Annotated in this window: 15 protein-coding genes; 3 read left to right on the plus strand and 12 right to left on the minus strand. The window is 68.4% G+C overall.

The features are described 5' to 3' along the window. Positions 1-117 precede the first annotated feature (117 nt). Positions 118-390, plus strand: a complete 273-nt coding sequence (locus IPN47_21225) for a hypothetical protein (GenBank protein MBK9410519.1) — start codon at positions 118-120, stop codon at positions 388-390. On the opposite strand, the gene IPN47_21230 is transcribed toward IPN47_21225, so the two are convergent. Continuing rightward, positions 378-995 (minus strand): DUF2238 domain-containing protein, encoded by a 618-nt coding sequence (locus tag IPN47_21230; protein ID MBK9410520.1) that lies wholly within the window; start codon positions 993-995, stop codon positions 378-380. The two genes, IPN47_21225 and IPN47_21230, sit on opposite strands and share 13 nt — an antisense overlap. Before the next feature lie 85 nt (positions 996-1,080). Between IPN47_21230 and IPN47_21235 the strand changes: the two genes are divergently transcribed. Next, the gene (locus IPN47_21235) at positions 1,081-1,878 is read left to right on the plus strand and encodes an HAD-IA family hydrolase (GenBank protein MBK9410521.1); all 798 of its coding nucleotides are present in this window, start codon (positions 1,081-1,083) and stop codon (positions 1,876-1,878) included. A gap of 12 nt (positions 1,879-1,890) precedes the next feature. Here IPN47_21235 and IPN47_21240 read toward each other — a convergent pair whose 3' ends face one another. The 6 genes from IPN47_21240 to IPN47_21265 form a co-directional block, all read right to left on the minus strand. Beyond that, positions 1,891-2,514 (minus strand): hypothetical protein, encoded by a 624-nt coding sequence (locus IPN47_21240; GenBank protein ID MBK9410522.1) that lies wholly within the window; start codon positions 2,512-2,514, stop codon positions 1,891-1,893. Further along, entirely contained in the window at positions 2,511-3,113 is a 603-nt protein-coding gene (locus IPN47_21245; protein ID MBK9410523.1) for a hypothetical protein, read from the minus strand. Before IPN47_21245 ends, IPN47_21240 begins: the two co-directional genes overlap by 4 nt. Positions 3,114-3,281: 168 nt before the next feature. After that, on the minus strand, positions 3,282-3,623 hold the full coding sequence (locus tag IPN47_21250) for a PadR family transcriptional regulator (protein MBK9410524.1): 342 nt from the start codon (positions 3,621-3,623) through the stop codon (positions 3,282-3,284). Positions 3,624-3,751: 128 nt separating this feature from the next. Then, positions 3,752-6,490 (minus strand): UPF0182 family protein, encoded by a 2,739-nt coding sequence (locus IPN47_21255; protein MBK9410525.1) that lies wholly within the window; start codon positions 6,488-6,490, stop codon positions 3,752-3,754. Between the two features lie 138 nt (positions 6,491-6,628). Continuing rightward, positions 6,629-7,117 carry a DUF1801 domain-containing protein gene (locus IPN47_21260; GenBank protein ID MBK9410526.1) on the minus strand — a complete coding sequence of 163 codons (489 nt, stop codon included), beginning with the start codon at positions 7,115-7,117 and terminating at the stop codon, positions 6,629-6,631. A gap of 44 nt (positions 7,118-7,161) precedes the next feature. Then, positions 7,162-7,920 (minus strand): SGNH/GDSL hydrolase family protein, encoded by a 759-nt coding sequence (locus IPN47_21265; GenBank protein ID MBK9410527.1) that lies wholly within the window; start codon positions 7,918-7,920, stop codon positions 7,162-7,164. Between the two features lie 251 nt (positions 7,921-8,171). On the opposite strand from IPN47_21265, the gene IPN47_21270 reads away from it, so the two are divergent. After that, on the plus strand, positions 8,172-9,224 hold the full coding sequence (locus IPN47_21270) for a hypothetical protein (protein ID MBK9410528.1): 1,053 nt from the start codon (positions 8,172-8,174) through the stop codon (positions 9,222-9,224). 45 nt (positions 9,225-9,269) lie between these two features. Here IPN47_21270 and IPN47_21275 read toward each other — a convergent pair whose 3' ends face one another. From IPN47_21275 to IPN47_21295, 5 genes are all read right to left on the minus strand, one after another. Continuing rightward, on the minus strand, positions 9,270-10,076 hold the full coding sequence (locus tag IPN47_21275; GenBank protein MBK9410529.1) for a hypothetical protein: 807 nt from the start codon (positions 10,074-10,076) through the stop codon (positions 9,270-9,272). Beyond that, on the minus strand, positions 10,073-10,996 hold the full coding sequence (locus IPN47_21280) for an ATP-binding cassette domain-containing protein (GenBank protein ID MBK9410530.1): 924 nt from the start codon (positions 10,994-10,996) through the stop codon (positions 10,073-10,075). The genes IPN47_21275 and IPN47_21280 overlap by 4 nt, the downstream gene beginning before the upstream one ends. Positions 10,997-11,100: 104 nt before the next feature. Further along, positions 11,101-14,181, minus strand: a complete 3,081-nt coding sequence (locus tag IPN47_21285) for a PD40 domain-containing protein (protein ID MBK9410531.1) — start codon at positions 14,179-14,181, stop codon at positions 11,101-11,103. Between the two features lie 125 nt (positions 14,182-14,306). After that, on the minus strand, positions 14,307-16,754 hold the full coding sequence (locus IPN47_21290; GenBank protein ID MBK9410532.1) for an amino acid permease: 2,448 nt from the start codon (positions 16,752-16,754) through the stop codon (positions 14,307-14,309). A 41-nt stretch (positions 16,755-16,795) separates the two neighbouring features. Further along, entirely contained in the window at positions 16,796-17,605 is an 810-nt protein-coding gene (locus IPN47_21295) for a 3-hydroxyacyl-CoA dehydrogenase family protein (GenBank protein ID MBK9410533.1), read from the minus strand. Positions 17,606-17,678 lie beyond the last annotated feature (73 nt).

The following is a 17,678-nucleotide window of genomic DNA, read 5'->3' on the forward strand; positions in this document are numbered from 1 at the left end:
TGAAGGGATCGACGTCGGAGGTTCGACACGTGTAGGCCCGGGAGGGTTTCCACCCCGCACCGGCGCTACCTTTCCCGGGAACCAGTCGCCACGGCGCACACGAGAGCCGATCCGCACATGTCGCGCGCATTCCTGAGAGACGACGCGGAAGGGGAGATGCCCCGCCGCCACTACGACCTCCCCGAGCGGGACGACCCGGGCTACGACCGCGCCGCGGCGCGCGCCCTGCTCGAGGCCGCGCGCGTCAACGAGACGCAGCTCGCCGAGCGGGCCACCGGCTACCTGTGGGGCGAGCCGACATTGCGTGCGTATGTCGAGGAGATCCTCGTCGAGGCCGAGAAGGCCAAGGACGACCGGCTGGAGCAGGTGGCGCGGCGCTACCTGCGCTGACCGAGCCGAGCGATCTCGCGATCGTGCAGGCGTGAGAGCAGCAGCAACGAGCTGCTCGCCCCCAGCAGCGCGTACCACATGTCCGACTGCGTGTCCCACACGTAGCCCTGCGTCCCGAGGAACTCCTCGGCCCCCTGCCCCAGCGCCAGCGCCGCCCCCCACTCCACCAGTTCGTAGCAGGCGCTGATCGCCATGGCGATCGAGATGCAGATGAAGGTCAGCATCTTCTTCCCCCGCACGTAGCCACCGCGCGACAGCACTTCGCGCGCGACCAGCACCGGGATGAAGCCCTGCGCGAAGTGCCCGATCTTGTCATAGGGATTGCGGTCGATCCCCAGCACCTCCTGCATCCAGAAGCCGAAGGGGACGCGCGCATACGTATATGCCCCGCCCACCAGCAGGATCACGCTGTGCACGAAGATCATCGCGTAGAGCAGTCGCGTCAGCGGAAAGCGGCGGTACGAGTACGCCATGACCGGGACGGCGATGAAGATCGGCGCCACCTCCATGAGCCAGGTACTGCGCTCGTACGGCGCAATCCCCGACCAGGCGAGCAGGATGGCGAGCACCACGCCGAGCGTGATGACGAGCGTGCGATCGGTCATGAGGGGCGTTGCGGCTGAGGGGGCTCGGGCGACGGCCCACGGAAGTTGGTGGCGCGCCACGTGCGAGGCTAGTTGATTTCTCCGCATGACCGCCTCACCTCGCCACACGACAGTGCTCAAGGCCGTCCTCTGGGACGTGGACGGCACCATCGCCGAGACCGAACGCGATGGGCATCGCGTCGCCTTCAACGAGGCGTTCGAGGCGCACGGCATTCCGTGGCGCTGGAGCGTGGAGCACTACGGTGAGTTGCTGGTAGTCGCCGGCGGTCGCGAACGCCTGTTGCACGACATGGCGTCGCGCCCCGATGCGCCTGCCGACCTCGCGGAGCGTGAGGCGCTCGCGCGCACCCTGCACGCGGCCAAGAACGTCGCCTATGCGGCGCGGCTCGCCCAGGGTGGGATCTCGTTTCGCCCCGGTGTGCGCCCCCTGCTCGAGGAGTGTCGCGCCCGCGGCGTGCCGATGGCGATCACCACGACCACCAGTCGTGCCAACATCGACGCGCTCTTCTCGCAGCACCTGGGCGCCGCGTGGCGCGACTGGTTCGCCGTCGTCCTCGGCGGCGAGGACGTGACGCAAAAGAAGCCCGACCCCGAGGTGTACCAGCGCGCCTTGCAGCTGCTGGGGGTGGAGGCGCACGAGGCGGTCGCCATCGAGGATTCCCCGGCCGGCGTCGCGTCGGCACGAGGGGCGGGGGTGCCGGTGGTCGTGGCGCGCAGCATCTACTTCGCGGACACGCCGATCGAAGGGGCGACCGCCGTTGGCCCCGGGTTGCACACGCGCCGCGGATGGACGCCGGCGCTCGTGCCGGACGGCGACGCGTCCGACGGTGACGGACCGGTCACGCTGGACGACCTCGCGCGGTGGTGCACGACGACGCGCTAGCCCGTCGTCTCCCTAACCTTCCGCAGCGACCCGCCCGCCTGATCCCCGCGGTACCAGGCGAGGGAGCGCGGCCCCGGTGACGAGCCCCAGCACGACGCCTCCTGCCGCCACGATCACAAGGAAGAGCAGCGCACCGGCAATCCCGCGCGCCGACGTTGTGCCCGTGAGCGCATCGGCCGCGCGCGCCGCCGTACCGGCGAGCGTCCAGCCGAGGGCACTCGCCGCGAGCCACCACGCGGTGCCGCGCACCCGCGCGCGAAGGAGCAGCGCCTGCCACGCGCCCACGATCACCCCGCCGATCGTGACGCACCACTGCAGCGAGTAGCGCAGCTCCCACTCCCGAAGGGCGGCGATATCGGCGACGAGGAAGGGGAGCGCGAGTCCCACCCCCGAGGCCACCACCCACGGCCACGCGTCACCAAGCACGGGGCGCATCGCTCGCCCCTGCAGCAGCCCCACCGCGCTCCCCATCCCCAGGCCGACGAGCACCTGTGCCCCCCCGATCTCGATCGCCTCACCAACGAGCGCCAACACGAGGATGCAGGGGACGCCGAGCAGCCAACCTAACGACGTGGCCCGCAGCCAGCCGCGCATGGCGATCGGCACACGGTCGGGCGACGGCTGGGTGCCGGTCATGCGCCCGGCGATGCCGGGGCGGCGACGAGCGCGCCATCGGGGGAGAGTCGCACACGCTTCCCTCCCCTGAGTGCCACCCCTCGGTACGTCACGTCGCGCGCCACCCGGCACGACTGCAACTTGCCGTTGTGGTGCAGCATGACCTGCGTCGACCCGGACAGTTCGCTGATGAACGCCCCGGCCTTGCACGGGATGGTGTCGATGGTCGCCTCGCGCGAGAGATAGCAGAGCGCGAGCCGACCGTCCGGATGAAATCGCACCGCCCACCCCTTGTAGCCGGTCCCCTTGCAGGGAATGCCTTGCAGCTGGGCGTCGCGCAGCAACCATGCGCCGTCGAGGATGCCTTCAGGCGTGAGGCGAATCCAGCTCCCCTTGGCCAGCAGGTTCCCCTCGACGAGCGAGTCGGCCGCGAGCGGGCATTCCTCCAGCGTGCCGTTGGCGTGCAGTGCAGCGTAGGCGCGACCGGTGGGACCGCAACGAATCCCGGCGACGACGGTGTCGCGGCTCAGGCGAATGCGCGTCGGGGCGGGCGACTGCCCACGCGCCAGTGTGGTGAATGACAGTGCCGCAACGGTCGCCAGCAGACAGTGGTATCGCATCGAGGATCTCACGCCGAGTCGTCGCATGCCCGTGAATGGCGCATTCTACCTCTGCTACGCGACACTCGACATCCGTGTTTCGCCGCGCCACCAGGGAGAAAAGCCGCCGCGCTGCACAAGCATTCTGGATCACGCGTCCGCGCGCGAGCTCGAGACGGACGAACCGCCTCAGGACTCCGGCCGGAGGTTGAGGAAGGCGGCGATGAGGTCGGCGGTCTCAATCCATTCGCGTGTCTCGCGCGCGAGCAGCTTTCGCCCCACGGGGGTGAGCGTGTAGTACTTCGCACGCCGGTTGTTCTCCGACGGACGCCACTCGGCGGCGATCGCCCCTTCCTGCTCCATCTTGAGCAAGGCGGGATAGAGCGTGCCGTAGTTGAGGGCGAGGCGGTTCCTGCTCGTCTCTTCGATGCGGCGCGCGATGCCGTATCCATGCAGCGGTCCCAGGACGTCGAGCGTCCTGAGGATCATGAGGGCGAGGGTCCCCTGCTTAATGTCGAGTTTCTCCGGCATGCATCGTCCTATTGGATGCCAAGATGACGGTAGCGGGGAGCCGGCGAGCACGCAACGGTGACGCGGCGCGCCGTCGCGATGGTTCGTTAGTCGACGCTGACGACCCACCACGCCCTCATCTGCCACGATCACTTGCGCCCCATGCGCTCCAGCAACTCGCCCAGTCGCCGAATCTCCGCGCCATAGCGGCTCCAGTCGCCTTCGCGTTGCGCCTCGATCGCCGCCTGGTAGCGGCGCCGAGCCTCCACCACGAGGCTCTGCAGTTCGGCGCTCGCGGCGCCGACCACGGTGTCGGCCCCTGCGGCGGGGCGCTGCGCCACGGCACCGGTCACCGGCACTGCCTGCGTGATAGGCGCATCGCCCCCGCCGGCAAAGAGCGCCTGGAGCGCCAGCTCCAGCGTCTCGCGCATCACCACCTGATTCTCGTAGGCCACCAGCACGCGCTTGAGCTCGGGGATGCGGCCCCCCTCGGCCTGGAGGTAGAGCGGCTGCACGTACAGAAGCGCGTGATCGATCGGGATAACGAGAAGGTCGCCGCGAATGACCTCCGACCCGCGCTGGTCCCAGAGCGAGACCTGCCGTGCGATCTCGGTGTCCTGGTTGATGCGGTTTTCGATCTGCCTAGGGCCGAATACGAGCGATTGGCGCGGGAACTTGTAGACGCGCAGCTTCCCGTACTCCGCGCCGTCGTTGCGGGCGACCATCCATGCCGCGAGGTTGTCCTTCCCGCGCGGCGTGAACGGCGCCATGTAGATGAACTCCGCCTCGGGCTCGTCAGGCAGGCGCATGATGATGTGCCGCATGAAGGGGACCGCCTCATCGGGGCGCGTCACCACCGGCACCTGCCACTGGTCTTCCCGATGGTAGAACTCCTCGGGCTTGTCCATGTGATACGTCGAGTACAGGGCGGTCTGGGCGCGAAACATGTCGTCGGGATAGCGCACGTGCGCGCGCAGGTCCTTCGCCATGCTGTCGATGGGGACGAAGATCCCCGGGAAGACCTTGGCCCAGGTGCGCACCAACGGATCGTTGGGGGCGCTGACGTAGGCGGTGACCGTCCCGTCGTACGCGTCGATCACGACCTTCACGCTGTTGCGCATGTAGGTCACGCCGTCCGGCGACCGAAACGAGTAGGGATAGCGGGATGAGGTCGTGTAGGCGTCCTGGATCCACTTGAGCGTTCCATCGTCGGCGACCACGAGATAGGGATCGCGGTCGAGCTTGAGGAAGGGGAGCGCCTTGCGGATGCGCGTGACGATGTTGCGGTTGTACAGGACGCGGCTCTCACTGGTGATGTCGCCCGAGAGCAGGACCTTCGAGTTGCCGAAGTGGAGGGCGAGGAGCATGCGCCGGAAGATGTTTCCGACCGGGACGCCGCCCTTGCCGGCATAGGCGGTGTAGATGTTGGCCTCCCCTGCGGGGTAGTCGAACTCCTTCTGGCGCGTCCCCACGAAGACGAAATCCTGGGCCAGCTCGCCGTAGTAGATCTGCGGGCGCGAGACCTTGAGCGACCCGGTCGTCGCCGGCGGCAGGTCCTGGATGAGGAGGACGGGGAGCCCCTGTGTGGTGACCTGGTTGACGGGGCTCATCGTGAGCCCCATGCCATGCGTGAAGGTCAGGTGCTCGTTGATGAACGTGCGCGTGGGCAGCGACTGGGCGTTGAGCTCGCGCGGCGAGAGGAGGACCTGGCGGTACTTGCCATCGATCCAGTACCGATCGTCGTCGACCGACACGAAGTCGTAGTACGTGCGGATCTCCTGCAGCTGCCCAAAGGTGCGCAGCAGCGGCGCGCGATCCCACAGCCGCACGTTCTCGATGGTGGCCGCGTTGGCGCGCAGCGAGGCGAGCGTGAGCGTCGGGACCCCCTCGAGGTCGCGCGACTGTACGCTGTCGATCCCCCACGCGCGTCGCGTGGCGGCGATGTGGCGCTCCAAGTAGGGGGTTTCGCGCGTGAGCTCCGTGGGGGCGACGACGAACTTCTGCATGATCGCCGGCACGATCCCGCGTCCCAGGATGGCTACCGACACGTAGCCGCCGACGGCGAGCACGCCGTACCACCCCAGCATCCGCCGCGCGCCGCCCACGAGCACGACCACCGCGGCGGCAAGGGCGGCGATTGCCGACACGCGGATGGCGGGGAGCGTCGCGTGCAGGTCGGTGTAGCTCGCCCCCACCAGCGGACCAGTCGTGGAGTACAGCAGCTCGGCGCTGTCCACGAACCAGAGGCGAAGCGCCGTCACCACGAAGGGGACCGCCAGGAGAATCGCCAGGTGCACGCCGGCCGACGGTTCGATGCGCAAGCGTCGCGGCGAGACGACCACGTCGCCCCGAAAGAAGTAGGTCGGAACGGTGGCGAGGAGGGAGACGAAGGCGAGCGTGCGGATCATCCCTAACGCGACCGAGAGCGCCGGGAGGGAGAAGACGTAGTAGCCGATGTCGCGTGAAAAGACGGGGTCGGCGACGTCGAACGGCGTGCGGTGCAGCCACTGGAGCAGCACCTGCCAGGTGGCGCTCACGCCCAGCCCGAAGACGATGCCGAAGAGGATGGAGATCGGTAGGCGCAGCCGACGCGTCGCCCCCGCCACATCGACGGGCGCCACGGCTTCGCCCATCCGCACCATGACCGGCTCGGGGACGACGCCCCGCTGCGCGATCGACAGGTTGAGGTACAACACCGCGCTCCCGACGGCGCCCGCCACGAGGAAGAGCAGCAGCCGCGTGGTGACGGTGCGGACGAAGACGACGTCGTAGCCGATCTCGCGGAACCACCAGAGATCGGCAAAGAAGCCGCTGGCGGCGGGAACGACGATGAACAGGAGGAAGGCGATCGCGACGGCGATCACCAGGGGAGCTCTGCCTCGACGCACGTGACACCTCAGGGTGTCGGGAGGACGGCGCGCCTGGGTGGGAGGAGCAATGGGCTGGGCGCAGCAACTGCCTTCAGCATCACCACCGGGCGCGGCAAGGACAAGGGCGCGCCGGATCGGCGAATCGCGCGCGGTCGCTTACTTCGTCTTGGTCGACCGCTTCGCCGCCGCTTTGGTCGTCTTGCCGGAGGTCTCCCGCGTCGCCGCGGCGGCCCCCTTGCTCGTCGCCATGTGACGAACCGACGCACGCACCAACTCCTCGAGCACACTCACATCCACGTCGCGCAGCGAGTTGAGGTAGAGGCACGATTTCCCGGTCTTGCACTTCCCCAGTCGCGCCATGAGTTCGCTGTAACGATCGAACCCCGGCATGATGTACAGGACGAGGTTCTGCTTGCGCGGGGAGAAGGCCACGAGCGGCCAGTCGCCTTCCTGCCCGCTGGCATACACGTAGTGGTAGCTCCCGAAGCCGACGATCGCGGTCCCCCACATCGCGGCCTTTTCGCCGGATGCGTGCTCCATGAGGCGCTTGACGGCGAGTGCATCGGCGCGCCGCTTCGGATCTTCGATGGCGGCGAGAAAGGCGGCGACGCTGGCGGTGGTGCGCGTGGTCTTGGGTTCAGCCATGCGTGATCATCGGGCGCGAGATCGCGAGACGCAAGGGGCGCGCGCTATGGCCTTGCCCGCAACGCCTCCGCGATCGCCCGTTCCACGAGCGGCGCCATCAGTCCATACCCCTTGTCGTTAGGGTGCACTCCGTCGCCAGCCAGGTCGGCGCGCATCCCCTGCCGCGCATCGGCCATCGCCGAGTGGTAGTCGAGGTACACCGCCCCGTGCGCGGCCGCGTACTGCTTCATCCACGCGTTCAACGCGACAATCTTCGGCGCCGGCTCGAGCCCCGGACGCCAGGGATAGTCGAAAACCGGGAGCACCGACGAAAGCACCACCGCAATTCCGTTCGCCTTCGCCAGCTCCGCCATCGAGGCCAGGTTGTCCTCGATCATCTCCAGCGTCGACGCCCCGGTGTTGCCGGCGATGTCGTTGGTCCCGGCGAGAATCACCACCACCGCCGGCTTGAGCGCGATCACGTCCTGCCTGAAGCGCACCAGCATCTGCGGCGTCGTCTGGCCACCGATCCCTCGGCCCACATAGGGCTTGCCGGGGAACATCGTGGGGAAGTAGCGCGCCCACCCCTCGGTGATCGAGTTCCCCATGAAGACCACGCGCTGCTCGCCAGCGGCGGGGGCGCCCAGGGCGGCGTTGTCGGCGCGGTAGCGGGCCAGGTTGGCCCAGTCGGCCCGCAGGCGTTCCTCGTCGGCGGTGCGCTTGGGGGAAGGCGACGGCTGCGACGACGCCTGGGCCGCGGACGAGTCGGGCGACAGAACGAGCAGGGCTCCGAGGGACAGGAGGAGAACACGAGAGGGTAGCATGCCTGGCGGGACGAGAGGCGACTGGGCCGGCGGAGCCGACGCGCTCCCCGGGCCCGAACCTGACACGCTCGGAGACCGTCAACAAGGGTCGAGGCGACCTCAGGGGCAGCACGCCTGCGCGGAAACAGGGAGGGCGAACCCAACCGGCTCGAATCCGCACCCATTCTGCCCCCCAGCCCCCCCGAAACCCCTCCCCTGAACCCCGCGCCCCCCTCCCCACGTAGTTTGCAGCACGCGACCACCCCATCCCCATGTTCTCGACCTGCATCTTCTGCAACAAACCGCTCGGCCGTAACGAATCGATCGAGACGTTTCCCGTCGGCGAACGCCTGGCGTTCGATCCGGCGCGTGGACGGCTCTGGGTGGTGTGTCGCAGTTGCGAACGCTGGAACCTCTCCCCGCTCGAGGAGCGCTGGGAAGCCATCGAGGAAGCCGAGAAGTTGTATCGCGACACGAGGCGCCGAGTCTCGACCGACAACATCGGGCTGGCCAAGCTCGCCTCGGGGGCGACGCTCGTGCGCATCGGCGAGCCGCAGCGTCCCGAGTTCGCCGCGTGGCGGTACGGCGATCAGTTCGGCCGCCGCCGCAATCGCGCGATCCTCACGGCCGGCGGTGGGATCGCCGCCGTGGCCGCCCTCATGGCCGGTGGAGCCGCCGCAGGCGTGGCGGTCGGGAGCTTCGGCTTTCTCTACGTGCAGGTGGGGCGCAGCCTCATTTATGGAGGCGGCGAAACCGTGGTGGCTCGTGTTCGCACGGAGCGTCATGGCGTCGTCGACGTGCGGCGCCGCCACCTGGCCGAGTCATCGATCGCCACCACCGATGACGGCCGGCTGCGCCTGTTCCTGCGCTTCAAGCACGGCTCGGAGGAATTCACCGGCCCCGAGGCCGAGCGCATCGCCGCCATCGTCCTCCCCAAGGTCAACCGTTTCGGGGGGAAGAAGTCCGAGGTGGCAGATGCGGTCCAGCGCATCGAGTCCGTGGGCAACTCCGAGCGATTCCTGCGCGAGGCCAGTCGTCAGGCGCAAGGCGCGATCAAGTCGATGACCGACGGGGTCTCGCCGCGCAAGGCCAAGTCGCGCCAGATGGAATTCAACAAATACGGCCTCTTCTCGCTCCCCGCCCCGCAACGGCTGGCGATGGAGATGGCGCTGCACGAGGAGGCCGAGCGGCGCGCACTGGAGGGCGAACTCGAGGAGCTCGAACGCGCCTGGGCCGACGCGGAAGAGGTCGCGGCGATCGCCGACAACCTCTTCGTCCCCGAGTCGGTCGAGGCGGAGTTCAAGCGGTTGAAGGGGGAGCGTTAGGCGGGAACGGGGGCGCGGGAACGCCGTCGCCCCCAGGTCCGCACGCTACAGGTCGCGCCGCCGGTACAGCAGGAACGCCGTGAGCACGAACAGCGTGATGTACGTGAGCCCGGCCACCAGGTACCACTCCGTGGCAATCGCCGGCGCTTGCCCCGCCTTGAGGGGCACCGCCCCGTACCGCGCCGGCTCCCACAGCGCCTTGAAGACGGCGTTAGGCGCGAAGCGGAACAGCTCCCCCGCCGTGGGGCCGAGCGCCCCCGCCAGCTGGCCGAGGATCTGCTCGACGATGAAGTAGAGGAAGAACGCCCCGATCGCCGAGCCTGACGATCGTATGGCGATGGCGAGGAGGAAGGCCAGCGAGGCCCAGCCGAGCAGGCCGATGATCGAGCCCCCCATGAGGGCGAGGTCGGCCGGGCGCACCAGGGCGCCGGTGGAACCCAGCACGCCCTTGGCGACGGTCCCGGCGAAGGCGAAGCCGCCAGCGACAAGCACCATCACCGTGAAGAAGAACAACCCAACGCCCGGCAGCAGGAAGAGCTTGGCGCCGAAGAACTCTTCCTTCGACAGGCCGTCGATCACGTTCTGTCGCGACGTGCGCCAGGTGAACTCGCTGCTCACCAGGAGGATGAGCACGATCGAGGCGAAGAAGGCGGCCAGCACGCCGGGACCACCCATCACCTCTCCCCACGCCGCGGGGAGCGTGAGCGCGCGCTCGGGCTTGCGCAGCCCCTGCGAGAACATCCCGCCGAAGATGAGCGACATGAGCCCCGCGAAGACGAGCGATGCCACCCAGAACGCCGTGCGACGCCGCGTCTTGATCCACTCGTTGCGGACAAGGATCCCGGTTCTCATGCGACACCTGCCGTGGTGGTGGCGACATCGTCGCGCGTGAGGTCGATGAACGCCTCTTCCAACGAAAGGCGCTGCGGGGCCAGGTACGCGACGAAGACGCCCTGGCCGGCGAGCCACCGGTTGAGCGACGCGGCATCGTCGTCCTGCAACTCCACCAGCACCGCGTCGTCCCGCGAACTCACGCGCGCCGCCCTGGGATAGCCCTCCGCCGCCGCATGCATACGCGCCGGGTCGTCGCCTCGCAACTCGACGATGGTCGCTGTCTTGAGCAGGTCGTGCACGCTCGCCTGCCGGACGATCGTCCCCTTTCGCAGGATCGCCACATGCGTACAGGTGCGCTCGACCTCGTTGAGCAGGTGCGACGAGACAAAGACCGTCTTGCCGCGCGCCCCCAGCGCCACGATCAGCTCCCGGATCTCGCGCATCCCATCGGGATCGAGCCCGTTGGCCGGTTCGTCGAGGATGACGAGCTGCGGATCGCCGAGCAGCGTGGCGGCGATGGCCAGGCGCTGCTTCATGCCGAGCGAGTAGCCCTGGAACTTGTCCTTGCGTCGCGCCAGGAGCCCGACCAGTTCGAGCGTCTCCTCGATGGTCCTGTCGCTCACCCCTTTCAGGTTGGCGACGATGCGCAGGTTGTCCCACCCGCTGAGATACGGATAGAAGTTGGGGGTCTCGAGCGTCGCCCCGATCTTCTGACGGGCCGCGTGCAGTCCATCGCGTCCCGTGAGGCCGAGCAGTCGCACCTCTCCAGCGGTGGGGGTAATGATCCCCAGGAGCATGCCGATGGTCGTGGTCTTGCCGCAGCCGTTGGGACCCAAGAAGCCGAAGACCTGTCCCTGCTCGACGGAGAAGGAGATGTCGTCGACGGCGAGGACATCGCCGTATCGTTTGGTGAGTCCCCGTGTCTCGATGACGTGCATGGCGGGATGATTGGGGTTGGCCGACGGGGGCAGGACGGGGGCGCGCGGCGATTTGTTTCGTCCGCGTCCCGGTGACTGTCAGTGCCCGCCGTCGCGATCGATCATCATGGCCCCTCGCCCGTTCCCCCAAAAGCGATACTGCCGCCCGGCTCGGGGTTGGGGTACAGCCGCGATGCGTCAGCGCCCCGATAGAGGACTCCGCCCTGCATCACCTGGTCGATCCGGCGCGAGTGGCGAATGTCCTCGAGCGGGTTGGCGTCGAGGATCACCAGGTCGGCCACCTTCCCCGGTTCGATCGACCCCAGATCGCGGTCCAGCCCGAGATAGCGCGCACTGTTGATCGTCGCGGCCGCGATCGCCTCGGCGGGCGAGAAGCCGCCGCGCGTGAAGAGCTCGAGCTCCCAATGCTTGTCGATGCCGTGCATCTGGCCATGCCCGCTGACCTGCAGCGACACCCCCGCAACCGCCAGCTTGCGCACCTCGCGCGACATCTGCTCCGCCCAGCGGTCGTCGTCGAAGTAGTGCGTGGGGCGCCGGAAGCGCAGCAGCTCCTCCTTCGAGAAGAAGGTGAGGAGCTTGGGGTCGTCCCAGAGCCGTTCGGATTGATGGAAGAGCTGCTCGCCGGCCGGTCCGTTGTAGCTGACGATGAGCGTCGGGGTGTTCCCCGCCTTCGTCGCGGCCCACAGCCTGATCACGTCACCATACAGCGGCGTGAGGCCGACGGTGTGCTCGAGGCCACTCACCCCGTCCATCAGCATCGTCCAGTCCATCTGGAAGTCGACCGCCGTTTCCGCGACGACGTTCACCCCCCGGCGACGCGCCGCATCGTAGAGCTGCATGCGCGCCGAGCGGTTGAACTGCACGTAGTCCTTGAGCGCCGTCGCGCCGTAGTCGGCGTTGGACGCGACGACCTCGTCGGCCTCCTCCTGCGAACGAATCGGGCGAAAGAGCTTGGGACGGAAGCTGCGCAGCCCGTAGATCGGGGCGCCGACGGTCAGGAGGCGCGCGCCGTTCACCAGTCCGGCGCGCTGCAGGTCGCTCACCGCGACATCCTTGAGGTTGTTGCCGTACACCTCGTACATCGTGGTCGTGCCGTAGGCGAGGTTGGCCAGCAATCCCTGGTGCCGCTGCTCGAGCACGTTGAGCGTGGAGCCATCGGGGCTGTAGTGCGCATGCGCGTCGATCATCCCCGGCATCACCGTCTTCCCGCGCAGGTCGAAGACGCGCGCGCCGGCCGGCACTGCCACGTTCGTCCCTACCGCGACGATTCGGCTCCGCTCGATGACGATCGTCGCATTCTCGAGCACGCGCCCGCTCGCGTCCTGCGTGATGACGCGCGCATTGGTGAGCGCTACCGTCCCCGCCGGCTCGGCGAGGTCATACTCGACGGCGAGGTCGGTGGCACGCGCGCCGTCCGCCTGCTTCGCGACGATCGCAGCCACTGACTTCTCGAAGAACGTCGCGCCGCGCGTCCACGACACACCTTGGCCGTCGGGAGACCAACGGAGGTTCTCGCCATCCCTGGTGTCGATGCGCCGCGTGGTGCCGATGCCATCGTGCGCGGAGAGCGTGACCGTCTTGCCGGCAAAGCTCGCCGGCGCGATGAACGACTTGGTGTACTCACGGAAGGCGATCCACGCGCCGTCGGGCGAACGCGAGACCGCGACCGCATGCGGCAGCGCGTACAGCGTCTGCTTCGCGCTTCCGTCGCGCCGCACGGAGCGCAGGAAGAGCGTGTCGCGCTCCATCTCGCTCACGAACAGCGTCTCCCCGTCAGCGGAGAAGGAGACATCGGGGGGGCGCCGCGCGCCAAGCGGGTTGGTGTTGAGCCACGGGACCGACGTCACCACGCGCTCGACCCGGTCGCTCCCCACGATCACCAGGTCGAAGCGCTCCTGCTCCTCGAGCGATTGCCCGCGCGTGATGGCCGAACCGCCGCGCAGGAAGGCGAGTGTCTTGCCGTCGCGCGAGAGCGCCAGTGAGCCGTACTGCGCCGGCTGCGTCGTCAGGCGCATCGGCGTCGCCCGTCGCGCGTTAGGCGGCAGCGCCAGCGACCAGACGGCCCCGAGCGAGTCGTCGGTCCACGAGGCGTAATAGACGGTCCGGGTCGTCGCGTCGTACGCCGGGCTCGATTCGAGCGCCGCACTTCGCGTGAGGTTGACCGGCGCCCCATCGCCTTTCAGGTGGATGTCGCCGAGCGACTCGAAGAGCACGCCCTGCGCCGTGCGTTCGCCCCAGCGCGAGGCGCGCGAGCGCCCCTTCCCGCTCGTCGGGATCGGCACCGGGAACTTGATGGTCTCGGCGAGCACACGCTTCACGGGAGCGCGGAAGGGGATGTCGCGCACGGCCCCGTTGTCGATGGACACGGCGTGCAGCGCCCCGCCCCACGCCACCACGATCGCCTTCGAATCCGGCGTCCAGGAGAAGTTGGAGTAGATGCCGAACGTGGTCCCCGACCCTGACTCCATGCGGTCGCGGTCCAGCAGGTGCAACGTCCGCTCACGCTGGGAGGACAGGTCGTGCAGGACGAGCACCGACGCGAGGTCCTCGCGATGTACATAGGCGAGCCACTTGCCGTCGGGTGAGACCACGGGATCCCCCGCGCCGCCGGGGCGCTCGAGGTACGTGGCCAGCTCCCCGCTGCGCAGGTCGTACGTCCTGATGATGAGTCCGCGCTGGTAGATGGGTCCACCAGGCTCGGAGAAGTAGACCTTGCTGTTGGTGGGATGCTCGCTGAAGTGCGTGGGATTGTTGAAGACGCCGTTGAGGGTGAGCTGCGTGCGCGACCCCAGCCGGTCGATGCGATACGCGGCCCCGCGCGCGCCGAGGTCCTGCGTGGAGACGTACATCGCCCTGCCGTCGCGAGACCAGCTCCCTTGATAGGCCCGCACGTCGAAGCGGGACACCTGCTCGAGCGAATCGGTCCCGCGATGCAGCAGCCAGAGTTCTTCCTTGCCGCTGCGGTCGGAGGTGAAGAGGATCGACCGCCCGTCCGGGCTGTAGCGCGGCAGGTGGTTGAACGAGCGCCCGCGGGTGAGCGGCGTCGCGTCGCCCCCGGTGATCGGCATCTCGTAGAGGTGGCCGAGCAGGTCGAAGACGACGGTCCGCCCGTCAGGGGCAACGTCGACGCTCATCCACGTCCCTTCCGTGGCGGTGAAGTCGAGCGTGGTGGTGGGGCCGCGCACCGAATCCTCACCTGGCCCAGGCACTCCGCCTGGCGCGCGGGGAACATGAAGGCTGTGGCGACATGCGACGGACGCTCCGGAATAAGGAAGGGCGTGCGACCTGCGGTGGGGGCGGCCGAAATGCCCTACTCGGTCGCCCCGACGATGATGCGACGACGCTCCACTTGCGAGAAGGCGGCGCGCGCCCGTCCTCCGACGATCCACGCCACCGCGCCTAACGCGATCCAGATCGCGAGCATCACCGGCTCCAGCGGCACCTTCCCCTTGGCGTCGGCCCACGGTTGGTAGAGCGACAGCCCGAAGGCGAAGAGCGACCCGGCGAGGGCGAGCACGACGGTCGGCATCCCCCCGGGGACGCGCGAGGGACGCGGCGCGTCGGGACGACTGCGGCGCAGCTTCACCACCCCGTAGCAGGTGAGCACGTAGGCGATCCCCAGGCAGGTGGACGACGAGTTCACGATGGGGAGGATCGCATTGCGCCCGAGCAGGGTCACCGCGGTCCCTGCCAAGCCGGTGAACAGGACGCCATTCGCCGGCGACCCATGCACAGGGTGCACCTCACCCAGCCACGAGGCGATGAAGTGTGACCGTCCCATCGCGAAGAGCATGCGCGACCCGCAGACCATCATCGCGTTCCACGTGGAGAGGAGCGAGAGCAGCGCGGTGAGCAGGACCACCTTGCCCAGCACCACCGAGCCGAACGCCTTCTCGAATGCGGTGGCGGCGGGGATGTTCATCGTCATCAGCTCCCGCCACGGGACCGTCATGGACGCGGACAGGACCACCGCCGTCTTGAAGACGACGCCGACGACGATGGAGAGCACGATCATGCGCCCGACCGCGCTGTAGCTGGTGGCACTCGACCTCTCCTCCATCATCACGGGAATGACGTTGAAGCCGCCGAACCAGTACGACGCCGTCATGAAGAGGGCGAGCACACCGGGCCAGATCGATCCGCTCTCCGAGCGCTGGAAGTACGGCTGCAGGTTGGCCACGTTCCCACGCAGGATGCCGGTGAGCACGAAGGCCGTGGCCATCACCAGCAGGACGACGACGAGGGCGTACTGCGCGCGCCCCGACCCCTTCACGCCGCGGTAGTTGAGCCAGGTGAGTCCCGCCATCCCGGTCAGGCCTAACGCGAGCGTCCCGGCGTGCACCTCGGTCCCGAGCGAGCGATAGAGGACCGGCCCCTCGATGCCCGGGATGAGGGCCGTGATGATCCAGCCGATCGAGATGGCCTGGAAGCCGGCAACGACGATGTAGACAAAGGCGAGCATCCACCCCACCAGGAAGCCGACCCGCTCGCCGTACAGCTCATACGCAAAGGCCATCTCCCCGCCCGACGCGGGGATGAGCGCCGTCACCTCGGCGTAGCAATAGCCGATGAGGATGATCGACAACCCGCCAGCCGCAAGCCCGGCGATGGCCCCGATCGGCCCCGCCTGCCGCAACCAGTCGCCGAGGACGACGGCCCACCCCACGCCCACCACGGCGCCGAAGGCGAAGGCGAAGAACTGGAAGGCGCCGACGTCGCGCTTGAGCTGGCTCACGATCGGGAGGGGTCGAGGGAGGGGGCCCTGCGGCGGTCGAGCGAAACGGTCGTGCGATCTTCCAGTGTCGTCAGTACGCCGTGGGGGTGGCGAGAGTCCGAGCATCGCGCGCGCCTGCGCCGGCGTCGCCACCTCGCGTCCCAGTTCGTGCGCGAGCCGCACCGTGCGCTCCACCAACTGCGCGTTGCTCTTCACCAGCTCGCCGCGACGATAGTAGATGTTGTCCTCGAGCCCCACGCGTACATGCCCGCCGAGGATGATGGCGAGGGTGGTCATGGGAAGCTGGTGCGGCCCGATGCCGGAGCACAGCCACATCGCCCCATCGGGAAACTCGCGCACCAGGTTGATCACGTTCTCCGGCGTCGCCATGCTGGACGTCTGGTAGCCCATCACCGTCTGGATCCAGTACGGCGCCTCGATGAGCCCCTGCTGGATGAGGTCGCGCATGACCCACGACCCGCCGCTGTGGTACGTCTCCATCTCCGGCTTCACGCCGTACTCCTTCATGCGCGCGGCAAACTGGGAGACGAGCTTGTAGGAGAACGGGACGCACTCGTCGTAGATGATTTCGCCGTGCGGGTCGGGGAGTGTGTCGGGGCGCGCCTTGAGCTTGAACTTGCTCATGTCGGGGGTGAGGTTGAGCGAGGCCACCTCGGGACGCGCGGGGAGGCATTGCAGCCGCTCCTCCATCGTCATCCCCGGCCCGCCACCGGTGGTGTTGTTGATGATGATCTCGGCGCAGCGCGCACGGATGCGCGTGTTGACGTCGAGCCAGACCTCGGTGGTCGTCGCCGGGCGCGTAGGAAACTTCGGGTCGCGCGCGTGCACGTGCACCATCGACGCGCCGGCGTCATACGCCCCGCCGACCGACTCGGCGATCTCCTCGGCCGACTCGGGGAGGGCGAGGTTGGATTCCTTTCCCTGCACCCCGCCGTTGCAGGCGCAGCAGATGATGAGCGGGGGCATCTTCCCCACGCGCTCGAGGTACTCGAAGGTGTCGGCGTAGCGCCAGAAGTGAGACATGGGACGGGAGGCGGGAGACGGGAGGAACGGCGGGGCGGTCGTTAGGCGTGCTGCAGGAAGTCCGGACGGGCGAAGTCGGGGTCGGGATAGCGATAGAACCCTTCGCCCGACTTCACCCCCAACCTCCCGTCCTGCACCATCTGCTCGAGGAACTGGGGCGGTCGATCGGACGGGTCGTGCGTATGGTCGGCGTAGGCGTGCTCGATGTCGCGAATGACGTCCAGTCCGATCCGGTCCATCAGCGCGCACGGCCCCATCGGCACCTCCCAGTCGAGCATCCAGGCGCGATCGAGGTCCTGCGGCGCAATGACTCCGGCGGCGACCTGGCGCAGCACCTCCTTCTTGACGGCACGCCAGACGCGGTTGGAGGCGTAGCCGAATTGCTCCTGGCGAAGGAGGATCGGGACGAACCCCGTGGCACGCAGGAAGTCGGTCGTGCGCAGCACCGTGTCGCTCGACGAACCGGGGTTCGGCATCACCTCGACCTTCTGGTGCCCGAGATGAGAGAAGTTGGCGTTGACGAATCGATCGGGGCGCGCCGAGGCGTCGGCCATGAGCGAGCCGGGGAGCGACGAGGTGTTCGACACGAGGATGGTCTCGTCGGCTAGCAGCGGTGCGAGCCGCGCGAACAGCGCGCGCTTGAGCGCCAGGCGCTCGGGGACGTTCTCGAAGACGAACGCGGCGACGTCGACCGCCTCGGCCGCCGACTGCGCCGTGCGCAATCGGGCCAGGCTCGCCTGCGTCGTGCCCGCCGACAGGCGTCCCGATCCTTCCCATGCGTTCAGGTGCTCCGAGAGCCAGCGCAGCGCCGACTCGGCCACGCCGTCCGCCGCGTCGTACAGCGTGACCACACCCCGCGCGTGCGAAGTCGAACGCGAGGCGGCGCCCCATAGTCCCGGCGCCGATCACCGCCACCGTGGCGCC

It is taken from the genome of Gemmatimonadota bacterium (genome assembly GCA_016719105.1).
Classification (GTDB): domain Bacteria; phylum Gemmatimonadota; class Gemmatimonadetes; order Gemmatimonadales; family Gemmatimonadaceae; genus SCN-70-22.

Coding starts and splice junctions, on each gene's coding strand:
- IPN47_21225 (MBK9410519.1), top strand. CDS start 118: ATGTCGCGCGCATTCCTGAGAGACGACGCGGAAGGGGAGATGCCCCGC.
- IPN47_21230 (MBK9410520.1), bottom strand. CDS start 995: ATGACCGATCGCACGCTCGTCATCACGCTCGGCGTGGTGCTCGCCATC.
- IPN47_21235 (MBK9410521.1), top strand. CDS start 1,081: ATGACCGCCTCACCTCGCCACACGACAGTGCTCAAGGCCGTCCTCTGG.
- IPN47_21240 (MBK9410522.1), bottom strand. CDS start 2,514: ATGACCGGCACCCAGCCGTCGCCCGACCGTGTGCCGATCGCCATGCGC.
- IPN47_21245 (MBK9410523.1), bottom strand. CDS start 3,113: ATGCGATACCACTGTCTGCTGGCGACCGTTGCGGCACTGTCATTCACC.
- IPN47_21250 (MBK9410524.1), bottom strand. CDS start 3,623: ATGCCGGAGAAACTCGACATTAAGCAGGGGACCCTCGCCCTCATGATC.
- IPN47_21260 (MBK9410526.1), bottom strand. CDS start 7,117: ATGGCTGAACCCAAGACCACGCGCACCACCGCCAGCGTCGCCGCCTTT.
- IPN47_21265 (MBK9410527.1), bottom strand. CDS start 7,920: ATGCTACCCTCTCGTGTTCTCCTCCTGTCCCTCGGAGCCCTGCTCGTT.
- IPN47_21270 (MBK9410528.1), top strand. CDS start 8,172: ATGTTCTCGACCTGCATCTTCTGCAACAAACCGCTCGGCCGTAACGAA.
- IPN47_21275 (MBK9410529.1), bottom strand. CDS start 10,076: ATGAGAACCGGGATCCTTGTCCGCAACGAGTGGATCAAGACGCGGCGT.
- IPN47_21280 (MBK9410530.1), bottom strand. CDS start 10,996: ATGCACGTCATCGAGACACGGGGACTCACCAAACGATACGGCGATGTC.
- IPN47_21290 (MBK9410532.1), bottom strand. CDS start 16,754: ATGTCTCACTTCTGGCGCTACGCCGACACCTTCGAGTACCTCGAGCGC.